Genomic DNA, 15,137 nt, shown 5'->3' on the forward strand with positions numbered 1-15,137 from the left:
TAGCACACATGCTTAGACTCATAGTGCTAATAAATGAGAAAACTCCTTGGCTCGAAGCTTTGCTGGATTGGCAAGAAATGCCGAAAACAAAAAGGCTTCAATAGCCGTTTCTAAGGAGCCACTTGCAACACCTCCGCTAACAATCCATACGCTTGGAAATAGAGTTTTACGGAAGCCAGCACGTCGTATTAGCAAAGTAGATGAATCCATCAGGGAATTAATAAAAGATATGTTAAGAAGCATGTACTCCGCCAAAGGGATTGGACTCGCTGCTCCACAGGTAGGCATTGACAAACAACTATTGGTTATTGATCTCGATCTCGAGGACCCCACAAATCCACCACTAATACTGATTAATCCAGAAATCATTTCATCTAGTGGAACGCTAGAAACATACGAAGAAGGATGCTTAAGTATCCCTGAGGTTTATATGGATGTTATTAGGCCTGCATCTATCAAAGTGAGTTTCCGAGATGAAATGGGAAGACCGAAAAAAATGAATGCTGATGGTTTGATGGGAAGATGTATACAACATGAAATTGATCACCTTAATGGTGTTCTTTTTGTGGACAGAGTCTCGAACCATGAAGAACTAGATCTTGAATTAAAAGAACATGGCTTTAAAAGTGAAGACGTCAGATCTATTTAAGATTTCGAATTATCTTATTAATAGATTAAAAATTCGTCTTTTGAGTTTCTGAATAGATTCTTCATCCAGATATGAGCAAATAGATAATAAAAAAGTCTGATCTTTTAGAGCTCAGTATGAAAAGTTTCAGCAAGCAACTAATACATTAGCTTTCAATATGTTTAGAAAAGTCAATTTAAATTAAATTGAAACGATCAATACTTTTGACAAAAGAAATCTTCCTACATCTCAAACTTGATAAAATTAAGGCAAAATAATATTTAAACCAACCACAAGTTTTTATGGCGGAAGAAACAGTTTTTAGCAAGATCCTCAAAGGAGATATTCCTTGTGAAGAGGTTTACAGAGATAACGAATGCCTAGCATTTCGCGATGTCCAACCTCAAGCACCCGTCCACATCCTCGTAATTCCGCAAAAAAGTATTCCTAGTCTTCGCGAAGCCGAAACAAAAGACAAAAAACTTCTAGGACATTTGCTACTTGTAGCGTCCACCATTGCCAATAAAGAAGGACTAGACAGCTGGCGGACAGTTATCAATACAGGAGCCAGTGCAGGCCAAACTGTGTTTCATTTGCATGTGCATATAATCGGGGGACGATCTCTAAGTTGGCCCCCTGGGTGAATCATGCAATCTTGCACTGCTGAGAATCACCCTGGAAAAATTTTATATAATGCAAAAGTCTATATAGAGCCAGATTTAACCATAAAATAATTGATTTTTTGCTAAACACTTGCTTATTGAATTTCAAGAGGGATGCTTTAGGCAATGATCAGAAATATGAAGATGCAACATGTACAGCAGTCAAATGGCAAAAATTCGATTGAAGCTAATTTGACATCCTGGTTCTCAACTAGTGAGCTCCTTGAATATTTAGGTATTTCCAAATCTGAACTGGATGCACAATCAAATCTTTTTTCTGAAGGAGTGCACTACAAAAAAGAACGACCAAGTCAAGCAAATAGTCAAATGCTATGGCGAATTGATCTTATCGATGAGTTGTTATGTTTACCCATTGCACCACTTGAAAAAGAAGCGATGGCAAAGGCCATCAATAATGAAATCACTTGCAATTAAAGAATGCATTAAGAAGACAAGGATAATTTGATTAAGCTAGTTCGAAAAATTGGCTATTGAAATCAATCAAGCAATTATTACCTATTACATTCTAGGATCATGGTGCAAGGCTAAAAAATTACATGACACAAGCTGATAAAGTAAATTTCTACAATCAGCATAAGCTCACAATTCATCCTGAAATAAAAACTCAATCTGCAACAAAGTCGCTTTGGAGAAGACTATTCTGGAGTACTGCAAGAGATTCAGACATATATAAAGCTGGGTGTGTCGATATTTTTGTAGGCAATTTCCCTGAGCAATTTTCTAACTTAATTAATAGGAACAAATAAAAGAATACATCTTTTATTTCAATGGATATGATCTACCTATGAGAAATGCGAGCACTCAATCCAGCAATGGACTCAAGAGTCAACTAGAAAAGCTTAGGCGCTTAGCCCAACCTTTCTTTTTGCCGCTGGATACAGGCAATGGGTGGCAATTCATATGGCTTCTCATTTCATTGATTTTCTGTGTTGGTGGACTGGTTCTGATATCGCTGACTGGCCTTCTACAAATACTAGAAAATTTACAACCAATCCTTGTAGAAAAGTATTTTGGAGGAGTTGTAAATACAACTGAATCTATATGGAATAGTTGGTGGGGTTGGCTCTTTTCCGGACTATTTCTTCTTGGTTCAGTAAGCTTCTTTAGTTTACGCCAACAATTAAGAGGCAAGCGTTGGATTCCTTGGCTTTTGCTAGGCGTAATTGTGCTAATGCTTCTAGCAGTAAATGGTATAAATGCAGGAATAGGATTTATTGCAAGAGATTTAACAAATGCTCTTGTAGCTAAAGAAGAAAGCAACTTCTACAAAATCCTTATTATCTATGCTTGTTGTTTTGTTGTTGCACTACCAATTCGAGTCTCTCAAATATTTTTTACATTAAAGTTAGGAATTATTTGGCGAGAATGGCTTTCTAAAAGTCTTATTGCCGATTACATGAAAAATAAAGCTTATTATGTGCTAAATCCAAATGATGAGCAAGCCACAGATGTAGACAACCCAGACCAACGTATTACTGATGACACAAAAGCATTCACAATTCAAAGTTTGAATTTCACGGTTGGTGTATTTGATGCCCTTTTAACTTTCTCATTGAATATATTAATTTTATGGAGTATTAGTACTAGGCTTACTTTTTCACTTTTTGGATATGCCACATTTGCTACTGCGATTTTACTTATAGCTTTAAAAAAGCTTATACGAATTAATTTCGATCAATTACGTTTTGAAGCAGACTTTCGATATGGTTTAGTTCATATTCGAGATAATGCAGAATCAATAGCCTTCTATGCTGGTGAAAAACCTGAAAAAGTAGAGAGTCAAAGACGATTGGGTGAAGTGGTTCGTAATTTCAATTTACTGATTATCTGGCAAGTAATTATTGATGTAATGAGACGATCTATAGGATATGCAGGAAATTTCTTTCCATATTTAGTTTTAGCGGCACCTTATTTCTCTGGAGATATGGACTATGGAAGCTTTGTTCAGGCTGCTTTTGCATTTAATATGGTTGAAGGATCATTATTCTTTATTGTTAACCAAATTGAAGAGCTCGCAAAATTTACCGCTGGGATTAATCGTCTAGAGGGATTTCAGTCTAAAGTAGAGAATGTAAGCAAAGAATTACCAGATAATAAATCTATTGTTCATACATCGACTAAATCTATAATCATAAATAAGGCTAATCTATACCCGCCAGGATCTAAAAAACCTATCATATCTGATTTAAATATCAGTATTAATGAAACAGATAAGGTTCTTGTAGTTGGCCCCTCGGGATGTGGAAAAACATCACTTTTAAGAATGATTAGTGGGTTATGGAAACCATCCAATGGAGTTATTCAAAGACCAGAAAATGGTGAATTATTATTTATACCACAGAAGCCTTATATGTTACTTGGCTCTCTAAGGGAGCAACTCACTTATCCTACAGAAGAAGATAAATTTAGTGATGAACAACTACAATCTGTACTTCGTGAGGTGAAGCTTCAACAACTTTTAAATCGTTATCCTGATCTTGATGTTAAACAAGATTGGCCAAGAATTTTATCTCTTGGGGAGCAACAAAGACTTGCTTTTGGCCGATTACTCTTAAATGCTCCAAGATTTGCAGTACTTGATGAAGCTACAAGTGCTTTAGATGTCAAAACCGAAGAACATTTATATGAACTTCTCAAAAAACGTGATCTAGCAGTTATTAGTGTTGGACATCGACCAACCCTTATAGAATTCCACTCAACTGTTCTCGAACTATTTGGAGATGGAGGCTGGCAACTTGTTCCTACAACTAGCTATGACTTTAATAAAGCTTGAGTGCGTTCAATGACCTCAAATAACCAAGCAAGTCCCGAGCAAAAAGAAGGACTGGAATCTTCTACAGATTCTTCAAGCTCTCCTGAGAGTGCATCTCCCCTAACCAGCGCAACAACTCAAGACGAACCTTCTTTTGGCTGGAGTGCCTATGCAGAACGAGTAAATGGACGTTTTGCCATGGTGGGGTTCATAGCAATTTTGTTAGTAGAGGCCCTCAGTAATGACAGCTTCCTTCATTGGGCAGGCCTAATACAATGATTTTTCTTGGCTGATCAACTCTTTAAGCGAATAACTTCAATATCCCATTTACCTTCTCTACTTACTTGAACAGCTAATACTCTGCCAGTATTATCCAAGCTAACTCTGCGAGGAATCCCTTTAGGAGTCAATTCAATCCTCTGCAATGTTCCTAAGCTTCTACGATAAATCAATAACTCAGTTTTATCTTCTCTCTGTCTTACAAGTGCTAATCGAGACCCGTTAGCACTGACGCTGACACTAATAGGTTGTGAATCAGCCCTATTTAGTCCTGGCAGAGCAACTCTTCTGCGACTCCTAACATCAATCATCTCTATCTTTTCTTTACCCTGATAACTGACCAGAGAAACTAACCATTGCCTTGCAAGGGAAGGCTCTCTATAACTATTAGAGGGTTTAAACAAAGCATCATTTAACCCATACATAGGTCGAATATCAGTCCTCAGACAACCACCTAACCCAAGGGGTACAAATAACAAATATAACCATAATTGTTTATGGAAAAAAGAATTTAATTTCATGGGCTTATTCCTACTGAACTAATTGGTAAGTTTCTGCCGTTTGGTTGATCAGGTTCAATTTTTTGACTCAAATCAAATAACTCAACACGCCATTGTCCTTTCTCTGCAACTTGAAGAGCTAATTGGCTTCCATCAGGGGCCAAACTTAATCTTATTGGAATTTTTTCGCCTGGAATTGGTAATTGATGACTGCGTCCAGTCAAACGATCTTCAATAATCGCCAATCGTTTATTGCCGCGTTGCCCTATTACTGCGACATATCTTGCATTCCAGCTTAAAGAAGGAGAACTATGAGGCTGATTACGTGAAAGATGACGCAATGGAAGAATATTGCCATTGCGCAGATCCCTTAACTGGACTGAAGGTCTTCCGTTGTAATCAACTATAAAAGCTAACTTTTCACCATTGCCACTTAAAGCTGGGTCCTGCTGATTTCGCTGTTCAAATTGACCCTGAATACGTTGAACTCTTCCAGTGCAACTACAAAGAAATATGCAGCCAATGAGAAGTGCAACTTTTTTCAAATTGTTTATACCCAAAATTTAGTCATCAAAACGGGAGCTATTGTCACGCCTTCTTTGATTTGGGGAAGTAGAGCGACCAGATTGAGATTTCGAGGAGTATCTAGAGCTAGAAGTCCCTTCTTTTGATGTTCTTTCAATACCTTTAGACCTAGAGGCCGCTTGCCTGGATGGAGAGAAAGCCGCATCCTCAGCTTTTTCTCTAATAGGTGTCCCTTGAGGCACACCAGATCGTCCTGTAGACGAGTAACTCCCTCTACTTGTTGAACGCCTTATTTGATCATCAACATTCCTTCTTCGACTTGCAGTCTCTTGATTTGGCAAAGGTCGAGAACCACGTCGTTGTTCCTGCCGCATGTTTCTCCTCTTGCCAAAAGAGGGATTCCTATCATCATCAGCATCCTTGCTACCAAACCTCTCCATACGCCTATCCGTATCTGATCCCTCCTTCCAGGACTCTGAAGTAGTTGCTCTATTTCGAACATTCCTACTTGCTGCTTGCTCAGGTATTGCAGCTCTTGATGTCCGTCTAGGTCGATAAAAATCCTGCTGAGAAACATCTAGATCTTGTTCATCTCTTCCTGAAAATCTCCTGGTGAATCGAGGCGATTCCTCAAATTGTTCATACGATTCATCCCAACCATCTCGCAAGCCTCTACCTCCTCCAGGCATTTGTGCAGGGTCAGGTTCTTCATCGAAATATGATGAACGACGTGCCTGATCAGTGGCGACACCTCGCAATCTGACACTTTCATAAGCAAAGAAGACTGTAGTTCCCGCTAGCAGAAACTGACCGAATTGAAGTATCGGATCAAGACGCCAACCCTGGAAAAAAAGAATCCCTCCACAAAGCAGGCCTATAGCTGCAAAAAAGACGTCGTAGTCTCGTGCAAGGGCTGGTTTAAAAGACCGTAAGAAATAGAGACCTGCACCGCATACGGCGAGGACAATTCCCACAATGCTGGCCCAATTAAGACTGGCATTGACCAAAGTTGCGCCCCCTGAAAATGACCGAAAGTGAGATTAGAAATCAACCTCTATGGTCTCAGTCTACGAAGTACGCCTCTCTTGACTAGCGACTGCGTTCTAAAGCATCTTTTTGGCTAACCCAAAGCAAGAAAGATGCTGCTGGAATCACAACCAGCAGAGCAGCTCCGACAATGCTATAGAGAAGATTTGCGGCAGAAGGTGTCATAGCAGCTACTTTTTGAGGGCAAAACAATAATAATCTTACGGATTAACAGCGGCTTTATACGATGTCTCTATAGATGCTTTGAGGTTTGTGACGTCCGCATTAATTCGATACTTGCCAACTTTTCATCTATTACTGGGTTTATTGCTCTCAAGCCTGACCTTGGCATTTTTAATACGAATAATCCTCACCTGGTATCCACAGGTAAATCTCAAGAAAGGTTTGTGGATTGTATTAGTCTTTGTGACAGAACCAATATTGTCAGTTACCAGAAAAGTTGTCTCGCCAATTGGAGGTGTTGATGTTACTCCAGTGATTTGGGTTGGATTTATCAGCCTTATACGTGAACTCCTTGTTGGCCAGCAAGGAGTGCTATCGCAAATATTACTAAAAACCCAAGCATTAACTTAGATCTAGACATTCAATGCTTCTAAGGGCATCAACCAAGCATTTCCTGCTCAACAAATTTCGTATGCACATCTCCTCTTAAAAATTCATCACGGTTCAGTAAGTGCAGATGAAAGTCAATCGTTGTTGGTATTCCAGTTACAGCACATTCATTTAGAGCTCGTTCCATCCTTTTTAAGGCGGCATTACGATCATGGCCCCAAACAATCAACTTCCCAATAAGAGAATCATAAAAAGGCGGGATGTCATATCCAGTGTAAACATGACTATCTACGCGTACACCAGGCCCCCCAGGTGGAAGCCACCCAGTAATTCTTCCAGGAGCAGGGCGGAAATTATGTGTGGAGTCTTCAGCATTGATTCGACATTCAATTGCATGACCTCGAAGACTAATTTCTTCTTGTTGAACGCTGATCGCTTCTCCTCCGGCAATTCGCAATTGCTCTGCAATTAAATCAATACCAGTAACCATTTCAGTAACTGGATGTTCAACCTGAATACGAGTATTCATTTCCATGAAATAGAAATTCCCCGTGCGATCAAGAAGAAATTCAACGGTTCCAGCACCTTCATAATTAATGCTTTTAGCAGCTGCGATCGCAGCCTCGCCCATCCGAATTCTCAAAGCAGGGTCCAATGCTGGACTAGGAGATTCTTCTAACAACTTTTGATGTCGTCGTTGAATTGAACAATCCCTTTCTCCAAGATGCACCACATTCCCATGCCTATCGGCTAAGACCTGAACCTCTACATGACGTGGTCGATCAATAAATTTCTCCATATACAGTCCTGGATTGCCAAATGCTGCCTCAGCTTCCCCCTGTGCTGCTTTAAATAAATTTTCTAATTGATCTGCGGTATTTACCAATCTCATTCCTCTACCACCTCCGCCAGCAGTGGCTTTTATCATTACTGGATATCCCATACCTTGAGCCAATTCAGCCGCTTCCTCAGGACCACTAAGCAACCCCTCGCTTCCTGGAACTGTGGGCACACCAACCTGAACCATTGTTGACTTTGCAGTCGACTTGTCGCCCATCGAACGAATAGCATCGGGTGAAGGGCCAACAAAAACAATTCCATGGTCTCGACAGATTTCAGCAAATCTGTCGTTTTCCGCCAAGAAACCATATCCAGGGTGAATAGCATCAACCCCCCTGGAAGTAGCAGCAGCAAGAATATTTGGAACATTCAAATAACTTTTACTGCTTGGCGCATCTCCGACACAAACTGCCTCATCTGCAAGCTGAACATGCAATGCATTGCGATCAACAGTGCTATATACAGCAACTGTTGCTATTCCCAATTCTCTGCAACTGCGGAGAATACGGAGAGCAATCTCACCACGATTAGCAATTAGGACTTTGCCTATAGGCATTGAGCCTTATCAAGATATTTAGCCGGATCGTATCAGCGCTCATACCCTTAATCGTTTTAGAAGATACGTAAGGTTGACCGTTATGATCAATTTCGACTCAGTCAGAGTGGCTGCGTTTCCTAAGCGGATGTGGTGGAATTGGTAGACACGCACGTTTGAGGGGCGTGTGGCTTCGGCCTTGCGAGTTCAAGTCTCGCCATCCGCATGCATTTTAAAACTTGACTTCAATCCCACCAAAAGCAATGAAGGAAGCTTCGTTAGTGGTGGTTTTTATATCCAATGGACCAGGAGAACTTGCAACGTGGGTAAAACCACTTGCAGAAAAATTACACACAAAACTTTTAATGCAACCAAAGGCTAAGTACTCACCTGTAAGCCTGAGACTTGTCTTGGTTCCCTGTCCAAATGCCACTGGCAATGAAACTAAAGCTGCAAGGAAATGGGGAGATTTTGAACAAATCACCCCTCCTACTAACTTCTGGAAACTATTACTCTGCCCACAAAAATATGGAATTTGGCCTAATAAAGGTCTTGTGGTCTTTCTTGGTGGAGATCAATTTTGGAGTGTATTGCTATCAGCAAGACTTGGCTACCGCCATTTGACTTATGCAGAGTGGGTAGCGAGATGGCCGCAGTGGAACGACAAAATTGCTGCAATGTCAACCAAAGTAATGAAACGTTTGCCTAAGAGGTATAGAAGCCGATGCACAGTTGTTGGTGATCTCATGGCAGATCTAAATAATCATGCAAAAGAAGAACAGCCACTCTCAAAGGGTACCTGGGTAGCTCTTATGCCAGGGTCTAAGAAAGCAAAGCTCTCCGTTGGAGTCCCTTTTTTTCTTGAAGTAGCAGACATTCTTTCAACAATAATTCCTGAGTGTAATTTTTTACTTCCTATTGCGCCAACAACAAATATCATCGAAATTCAAAAGTTTGTCAGTTCTAACAACCCAATTGCCTCCCAGTACAATACAAGTATTAAAACAATTGCCCCACAAGATAAAAGCAATAATTTGCGGAAATTAATTACCAAGCAAGGCACAGAAATATATTTACATGAAGATCCACCAGCACACAATCCATTAAGTCAATGTCATCTAGCTCTGACAACTGTAGGAGCAAATACAGCTGAACTAGGTGCACTTGCGGTACCTATGATAGTGATCGTACCAACCCAACATTTATACGTTATGCAAGCATGGGATGGTGTTTTAGGTTTAATCGGCAGAATCCCAGGTTTAAGAAGATGCATAGGTCTTTTAATTAGTATTTGGAGAATGCGAAAAAAAGGCTTCCTTGCATGGCCAAATATATCTGCAGGACGTACAATTGTTCCAGAAAGAGTTGGCATAATCACTCCTAAAGAAATTGCCACAGAAGCTGCGCAATGGCTTCAATCTCCTGAAAGACTAAAAGGGCAAAAAGAAGACTTACAAAATCTGCGAGGAAAGCCTGGTGCAGTTGAAGCCATGTCTCAAGAAGTCATCAAATTACTGCCAAAATCTTTGATAAAATTGTAGGATATGAAGCATTAAAACCTTCTGAGAAGAATTCAGGATTCAGCCATGCAAAAAACAAATTCATTACATGATGAATCAATAGATTGGAAAGAAGTTACTTCTGAAGAATGGGAGCAAAGGCTAACAAGTAATCAATATAAAATAACACGTAAAGGGGAAACTGAGAGGGCATTTACAGGCGAATATTGGAACCATAAAGAGTCAGGAAAGTATAAATGTATCTGTTGTGGAGCTTCACTTTTTTCCTCAAAAAATAAATTTGATTCAGGAAGTGGCTGGCCTAGTTTCTGGGATTCGACCTCTAAAACTGCAATATCAACACATGTCGACACTAGTCATGGAATGATACGGAATGAAATTAAGTGTTCAGCGTGTAACGCTCATTTAGGGCATTTATTCAATGACGGCCCTAATCCAACTGGCAATCGATATTGCGTAAACAGTGCATCACTAAGTTTTAGTTTTGATGCTGAAAAATCAACTTAATACTTCATCTTTTTACCATGGATCCTCTAGCTCATTATCATCATATGGAGAAAGTTGATCATTAAACTTCCTCTCTTTATTAGGAGAAGTATCTAATGGTTCAACATCTAAAGGATCCTCAGGCTTTTGATTAGGTCTACGGGAAGTAGATCTTGAAGGGATTACACCCTTATTAAATGCCTGGCTTTTTTCATATTCTTCATTATCCCTAAAGGCAGGTTGATCTTCAATAGACTTACCTGAGTCAGAAAAAGTGGATATTGATGGTTCATCTAAATAGCGACGCTTTTGTTTTATTTCCTCTCTTTCTTGATCTATTTCAACATATTCTAATTCTTCTTCTTCTTGGAAAATTTCCTGAGTTGACGCCTGTAGTGACCTTTGAGGTTCTTCAATGCTATCTCCAGAAATCAATTGATTCTCAACTGGTACAAGATTAACTCTATAACGGTCCCTTTCTTGGTCTTCCCAACTAGAGCCTCCTACACCAAGTTTTTCTAGGAAGCCACTATTTAACTGCTTGAGTTTTTCCTCAGCTCCTTCATAAACAATGATTCTATCTGCACCGCTACTAACTATTTCTTCTACAGGTATCTCCCAAGTACTTAATACTCCCTCACCAAGAATTGGAACCCCCAATGCACCCATAACTAAAGTCGTAAGTTCACCAGTCTCAATATCAAATGAAAAGCCAAGAACTCTTCCTAACTGATCGCCTGATTCAGTAATAACCTGACAATTGATAACTCGACTGTATCTATCTGGGGTAAAGCCTTCACTCAAGGAATCAACAGAGTCAACAAGAATTACATCTCCAACCTGTCGGATCCGATCCAGTGGCATCCAACGCGGAAGTCCAGGAAGGAACCTAGTCAGAGGATTATCCCGTAATCCAAGAGCTACAACTTCTCGGCGATCTATATCCACAACAACTTCACCAACAACACCAAGTCTGCGTCCAGTATCACGAGTGATAACTTGGGTGCCCATTAATTCAGAACGCAACCAAAGGCGATCACTGGGGATACCATCTAGTGGATCATTTTGGGATTGACTATTGGTCAAACGAAAACCTTCAGACATGAACTAATTGACTCATTTTGACGCAATGCAAGACCAGGAACATCTCAAGCTGCATCGGGCAAGCCAACAACCTGAGTATGTGCACCTCTTGCCTGTGTCACTCCAATGGTGCGATTAGATGCACCTATCATCGGTCTTCGATGACTCACAACCAAAAACTGAGCTTGTTCAGCCTGTCTAGCAATCAATGCGGATAATCTTTCAACATTGACACCATCTAAAAAGCTATCAACCTCATCTAACGCATAAAAAGGCGAAGGACGAAACCTTTGTAAAGCGAAGAGAAAACTCAATGCAGTTAACGACTTTTCTCCTCCAGACATTGCAGCCAGCCTTCTTACTGCTTTTCCCTTGGGGTGGGCAACTAAAGTCAACCCACCTTCTAAAGGATCCTCTTTATTATCTAATTGGAGATGACCATCACCTTCTGAAAGACTCGCAAAAATTTCTCGAAAATGAGAATCCACTGCTTCGAAAGCTTCCATGAAGGCTTCCTGTCGCAACGTAGCTACTGTCTCAATTCGCAGCAAAAGCTCTGACCTCTCTTCACTCAGAGTGCCAAGTCTCTCTGCCAAATCACTTAAACGCTTATTTAATTCTTCTAATTCCTCAAGTGCAAGCATATTGACTGGTTCCAAAGCTTCCATACGATTTTGTATCGATTGCAAGTCAGCTTGCAGTTTCTCCAAGCCACCAATCCTTAGCTCATCAGAAATCACAGGAAGCGGTTCTGGAAGAGATTGTGCCAACTCTTGAAGACGAACTATCGAACTGCGTTTCTCTTCTTCTAATCCGTTTATCTCTTCTCTAAGACGTTCAAGCTTCCACTTTCCCTCTTGAAAAAGTTGCCTCTGATTAGTCAGAGCCGTTTCAGCCGCATCTCTTGCAAGTCTCTGCTTCCCAAAATTATTTTGTAATTCTTTTTGTTTATCTTCTAAAATATTACGAGATTCTTGCAATTCTTTTTGCTTATTCCTCCACTCTTGATGAGACAAAGCCAAAGATTGCACTGCTTGTTGCAATCTTTTTTCTTCAGCAATAAGTCCCTTCTTCTGGTCTTCAAGTCTTTCTAATTCTAACTGTCTTTCCCGCTGCTGATTAAGCAAAGAATCTCTATCTCCTCTGGCAGTTCTCAAAGCTAGATCAGCAGATTCTAAATCAGCTTCTAATTGCTTCCAACTCTGATCCTCTCCCTGACCATTTAAAAGTTTTTCAGTATCTTCTAAGTCATCCAACTTCAAAAGTAAAGGCTTAATTTCTTTATCAATGATCTCTAATCGCGCTTGATATTCTGCTTTAGTCTCTTTTAATGAATTGATACGATCAATTCGTTCTTTACAACGCAGCAAAAGAGGTTTATTAGAACTTTTAGCAGCCATACTTGCTGCCTCCAAGGCAACTTTACGTTGCTCAAGTGTTGTCAATTCAGATGAAGCCTGCTCTAAAGATTTGCGTTCAAGAACTTCCTCTTCACGACATTGAGCAAGAGTTTCTCCAAGCTCTAATAGCCTTAATCGGATTGGTTCAAACTCATCACTTTCATTACTTCTCCCAAAACTAAGTCCAATACCTCTATTCGAAAAACTACCTCCTGTCATTGCTCCACTTTTTTCAATCAACTCACCATCTATAGTCACTGCCCTATTTCGGCCAAGTTGACTGCGAGCCGCGCTGAGATCACTAAAGACCAAAGTTTCTCCAAAAACATATGCAAAGACATCCCTATAGATAGGGTCAAAATTGATAAGATCAATTGCTCTACCAATTAGGCCTTCACTATGTTTTCTGTTTTGTAAAGGCCTGCCTCTTTTCAGCACATTATTATTAGAAAGGCCTTGTGACTGCATTTTGTTCAGAGGAAGGAATGTCAAGCGCCCCGCCTTTCGTCTCTTCAGTAAATCAATCGCTTTAGCGGCTATTCGGTCATCATCAACAACAATCTGCCCTAGTCGTACACCTGCGGCAACCTCTAGTGCAAGGCGATAGCAATCATCGACTTCTCCTAATTGCGCCACTGGACCATGTATGCCATCTATGCCCGATTGAAGAAGAAGCCTTAGCGCTCCTGTTCCCCTACTTTCCTGCAAAGCTTCTTTGCGACTCTCCAAACGTGCAATTTCCTTTTCTAGTCTTCCTTGTTCTTGCTCAAGTCGACTACGGGTTCTTTGCTTAACAGCTAAGGATTCAACTAATTCCTTTATCTGATTTTTTTGATGAGAAATAGACTTCAACAGAGAATCCCCTTCCGCTTCAAGTTGCTCTAGTTGCTTAATCACTTGTTTATTCTGAGCTGAATCTCTCTCTGCATCTAATGTAAATTCCTTGTCTCTGGTATCAATTTGCAGCAACCTTTCCTCCAAAGTTTGTTGCTCATTTTGCAGAGGTTTAACTTTAATTTGAAGTTTTTGACGTAGAGCACTTCTCTCTCTCTGGTCTTCAATTAAAACACCAGACCGCCCTGCAACTTCACCAAGTCTTCTTCGGGACACCTCAACAGCAGCTTCAGCATTTTTACAAACTTGTTCAGCGGCTTCAAGAAGTTGATTTTTTGAATCATCAATCTTGCTTTTTGTTTTCACTTGTATTGCTTGACGTTGACTAATCAGAGCTTGACGTTCTACCTGCAACCTTTCTCCTTCTTGCTTGTGAGTTGTAGCTTGGCGTTCTAGTTCACGAGTTTGAGTATCTAAACCGGCAATTTCTGCTTGAACAGCCAGCAATTTATCTTCGCCTAAAGCCTTCACATTTTGTTGAAGTAATTTTAATTCTTCGGCAGATTGCAAAAGTTTTTTATCTGCTTCTATAAGTGAAGCCTGATCTCTAGTTTCTTTTTCTTCTAATTTCTTCTGTCGAGCTTTTAAATCACTTAAAGCTTTTTTTGCCTCCTCATAACCCAAAACTAATTCCTGTTTCCTCCCCAATTGCAATTGCTCACGCAACTCTTTATAGGTACGAGCTTTGGCACAATCTCTCTCTAAGCGGTTTTTGGAAGAAATCAGCTCCTGTTCAACAATCCGACAACGCTCTTGTCTCTCTTGAACATCATCAAGCTTGGTACGAGATTGCTGAATTCGATGGTCAAAAAGTGCAACACCTGCAAGTTCATCTATCAATCCTCGACGATCCCGATTACTCATGGAAACAATTCGAGTGACATCCCCTTGCATTACGACATTGCTACCTTCTGGATCAATTCTGAGACGTCGTAATTGAGTTTGAAGTTGTTGAAGGTTGCATGGCTCGCCATCTGCCGCATAACTGGAGCTATAAGAACCGCCAGGCATAATCCTGAGGCGTCGAGTAACTGTCCACTCCTTTTGATCTGATTTGATCCAAGGGCCATCTTCAGGCGGCTCTAAGCCTTCCTCAGCTGAATCTGGATGCCAATCACTCAGGTCAAACCTCACACTAACTTCAGTTTCTGCAGATTTACCTGCTCGTAAAACGCCACTATTGACAAGGTCTGGCAAGCGATCTGCCCGCATTCCTCGACTAGTTGCCAACCCTAGGCAAAACAAAACACCATCCAAGATATTACTTTTTCCTGAACCATTAGGCCCAGTAACTACTGTGAATCCCTCCTCAAGTGGGATTGTCATCGCCCCACCGAAGGACTTGAAATGCGCTAGCTCGACCTGATTGATATGAACCAACAGGAATCAGGTCAAAAGCGAACTGACGTTAGC

Annotated in this window: 15 protein-coding genes and 1 tRNA gene; 9 read left to right on the forward strand and 7 right to left on the reverse strand. The window is 40.5% G+C overall.

What is annotated here, in order from left to right; translation table 11 throughout:
* Positions 1 to 46: 46 nt before the first annotated feature.
* The 5 genes from def (at position 47) to SOI82_RS06315 (ending at position 4,342) form a co-directional block, all read left to right on the forward strand.
* Entirely contained in the window at positions 47 to 649 is a 603-nt protein-coding gene (gene def / locus SOI82_RS06295; protein ID WP_320666608.1) for a peptide deformylase, read from the forward strand.
* 281 nt (positions 650 to 930) lie between these two features.
* Entirely contained in the window at positions 931 to 1,272 is a 342-nt protein-coding gene (locus tag SOI82_RS06300) for a histidine triad nucleotide-binding protein (RefSeq protein WP_320666609.1), read from the forward strand.
* Between the two features lie 144 nt (positions 1,273 to 1,416).
* Complete coding sequence (locus SOI82_RS06305) at positions 1,417 to 1,725, forward strand: hypothetical protein (RefSeq protein WP_320666610.1); 309 nt, start codon at positions 1,417 to 1,419, stop codon at positions 1,723 to 1,725.
* Between the two features lie 370 nt (positions 1,726 to 2,095).
* Entirely contained in the window at positions 2,096 to 4,084 is a 1,989-nt protein-coding gene (locus tag SOI82_RS06310) for an ABC transporter ATP-binding protein/permease (RefSeq protein ID WP_320666611.1), read from the forward strand.
* 9 nt (positions 4,085 to 4,093) lie between these two features.
* Positions 4,094 to 4,342, forward strand: coding sequence for a chlorophyll a/b-binding protein (locus SOI82_RS06315; RefSeq protein ID WP_320666612.1), 249 nt, complete (start codon positions 4,094 to 4,096; stop codon positions 4,340 to 4,342).
* Positions 4,343 to 4,356: 14 nt separating this feature from the next.
* Here SOI82_RS06315 and SOI82_RS06320 read toward each other — a convergent pair whose 3' ends face one another.
* The 4 genes from SOI82_RS06320 to psbX all read right to left on the reverse strand — a co-directional run bounded on the left by SOI82_RS06320 (position 4,357) and on the right by psbX (position 6,579).
* The gene (locus SOI82_RS06320; protein ID WP_414153491.1) at positions 4,357 to 4,863 is read right to left on the reverse strand and encodes a hypothetical protein; all 507 of its coding nucleotides are present in this window, start codon (positions 4,861 to 4,863) and stop codon (positions 4,357 to 4,359) included.
* Positions 4,860 to 5,387: a hypothetical protein gene (locus SOI82_RS06325; protein WP_414153492.1), complete on the reverse strand. Its 528-nt coding sequence runs from the start codon at positions 5,385 to 5,387 to the stop codon at positions 4,860 to 4,862. Before SOI82_RS06325 ends, SOI82_RS06320 begins: the two co-directional genes overlap by 4 nt.
* Before the next feature lie 18 nt (positions 5,388 to 5,405).
* Positions 5,406 to 6,374: a Ycf66 family protein gene (locus tag SOI82_RS06330; RefSeq protein WP_320666613.1), complete on the reverse strand. Its 969-nt coding sequence runs from the start codon at positions 6,372 to 6,374 to the stop codon at positions 5,406 to 5,408.
* 82 nt (positions 6,375 to 6,456) lie between these two features.
* Entirely contained in the window at positions 6,457 to 6,579 is a 123-nt protein-coding gene (psbX, locus tag SOI82_RS06335) for a photosystem II reaction center X protein (RefSeq protein ID WP_320666614.1), read from the reverse strand.
* An 87-nt stretch (positions 6,580 to 6,666) separates the two neighbouring features.
* On the opposite strand from psbX, the gene SOI82_RS06340 reads away from it, so the two are divergent.
* Complete coding sequence (locus SOI82_RS06340; RefSeq protein WP_320666615.1) at positions 6,667 to 6,987, forward strand: YggT family protein; 321 nt, start codon at positions 6,667 to 6,669, stop codon at positions 6,985 to 6,987.
* Positions 6,988 to 7,015: 28 nt separating this feature from the next.
* Here the strand turns inward: SOI82_RS06340 and accC are convergent, their stop codons facing one another.
* Positions 7,016 to 8,362: an acetyl-CoA carboxylase biotin carboxylase subunit gene (gene accC / locus SOI82_RS06345; protein ID WP_320666616.1), complete on the reverse strand. Its 1,347-nt coding sequence runs from the start codon at positions 8,360 to 8,362 to the stop codon at positions 7,016 to 7,018.
* A gap of 123 nt (positions 8,363 to 8,485) precedes the next feature.
* On the opposite strand from accC, the gene SOI82_RS06350 reads away from it, so the two are divergent.
* From SOI82_RS06350 to msrB, 3 genes are all read left to right on the forward strand, one after another.
* A tRNA-Leu gene (locus SOI82_RS06350) sits at positions 8,486 to 8,567 on the forward strand.
* Positions 8,568 to 8,604: 37 nt separating this feature from the next.
* Positions 8,605 to 9,882, forward strand: coding sequence for a glycosyl transferase (locus SOI82_RS06355; protein ID WP_320666617.1), 1,278 nt, complete (start codon positions 8,605 to 8,607; stop codon positions 9,880 to 9,882).
* A 45-nt stretch (positions 9,883 to 9,927) separates the two neighbouring features.
* On the forward strand, positions 9,928 to 10,368 hold the full coding sequence (gene msrB, locus SOI82_RS06360; protein ID WP_320666618.1) for a peptide-methionine (R)-S-oxide reductase MsrB: 441 nt from the start codon (positions 9,928 to 9,930) through the stop codon (positions 10,366 to 10,368).
* A 12-nt stretch (positions 10,369 to 10,380) separates the two neighbouring features.
* Here the strand turns inward: msrB and SOI82_RS06365 are convergent, their stop codons facing one another.
* Positions 10,381 to 11,451 carry a PRC-barrel domain-containing protein gene (locus SOI82_RS06365; protein ID WP_414153493.1) on the reverse strand — a complete coding sequence of 357 codons (1,071 nt, stop codon included), beginning with the start codon at positions 11,449 to 11,451 and terminating at the stop codon, positions 10,381 to 10,383.
* 44 nt (positions 11,452 to 11,495) lie between these two features.
* On the reverse strand, positions 11,496 to 15,104 hold the full coding sequence (gene smc / locus SOI82_RS06370) for a chromosome segregation protein SMC (protein ID WP_320666619.1): 3,609 nt from the start codon (positions 15,102 to 15,104) through the stop codon (positions 11,496 to 11,498).
* Positions 15,105 to 15,137: the final 33 nt, after the last annotated feature.

It is taken from the genome of Prochlorococcus sp. MIT 1307 (genome assembly GCF_034092395.1).
Classification (GTDB): Bacteria; Cyanobacteriota; Cyanobacteriia; order PCC-6307; family Cyanobiaceae; genus AG-363-K07.

What these genes read in the sequence shown, in the direction of transcription:
- SOI82_RS06300 (WP_320666609.1), top strand. Translation starts at nt 931, where the DNA reads ATGGCGGAAGAAACAGTTTTTAGCAAGATCCTCAAAGGAGATATTCCT.
- SOI82_RS06305 (WP_320666610.1), top strand. Translation starts at nt 1,417, where the DNA reads ATGATCAGAAATATGAAGATGCAACATGTACAGCAGTCAAATGGCAAA.
- SOI82_RS06310 (WP_320666611.1), top strand. Translation starts at nt 2,096, where the DNA reads ATGAGAAATGCGAGCACTCAATCCAGCAATGGACTCAAGAGTCAACTA.
- SOI82_RS06315 (WP_320666612.1), top strand. Translation starts at nt 4,094, where the DNA reads ATGACCTCAAATAACCAAGCAAGTCCCGAGCAAAAAGAAGGACTGGAA.
- SOI82_RS06320 (WP_414153491.1), bottom strand. Translation starts at nt 4,863, where the DNA reads ATGAAATTAAATTCTTTTTTCCATAAACAATTATGGTTATATTTGTTA.
- psbX (WP_320666614.1), bottom strand. Translation starts at nt 6,579, where the DNA reads ATGACACCTTCTGCCGCAAATCTTCTCTATAGCATTGTCGGAGCTGCT.
- accC (WP_320666616.1), bottom strand. Translation starts at nt 8,362, where the DNA reads ATGCCTATAGGCAAAGTCCTAATTGCTAATCGTGGTGAGATTGCTCTC.
- SOI82_RS06355 (WP_320666617.1), top strand. Translation starts at nt 8,605, where the DNA reads ATGAAGGAAGCTTCGTTAGTGGTGGTTTTTATATCCAATGGACCAGGA.
- msrB (WP_320666618.1), top strand. Translation starts at nt 9,928, where the DNA reads ATGCAAAAAACAAATTCATTACATGATGAATCAATAGATTGGAAAGAA.
- SOI82_RS06365 (WP_414153493.1), bottom strand. Translation starts at nt 11,451, where the DNA reads ATGTCTGAAGGTTTTCGTTTGACCAATAGTCAATCCCAAAATGATCCA.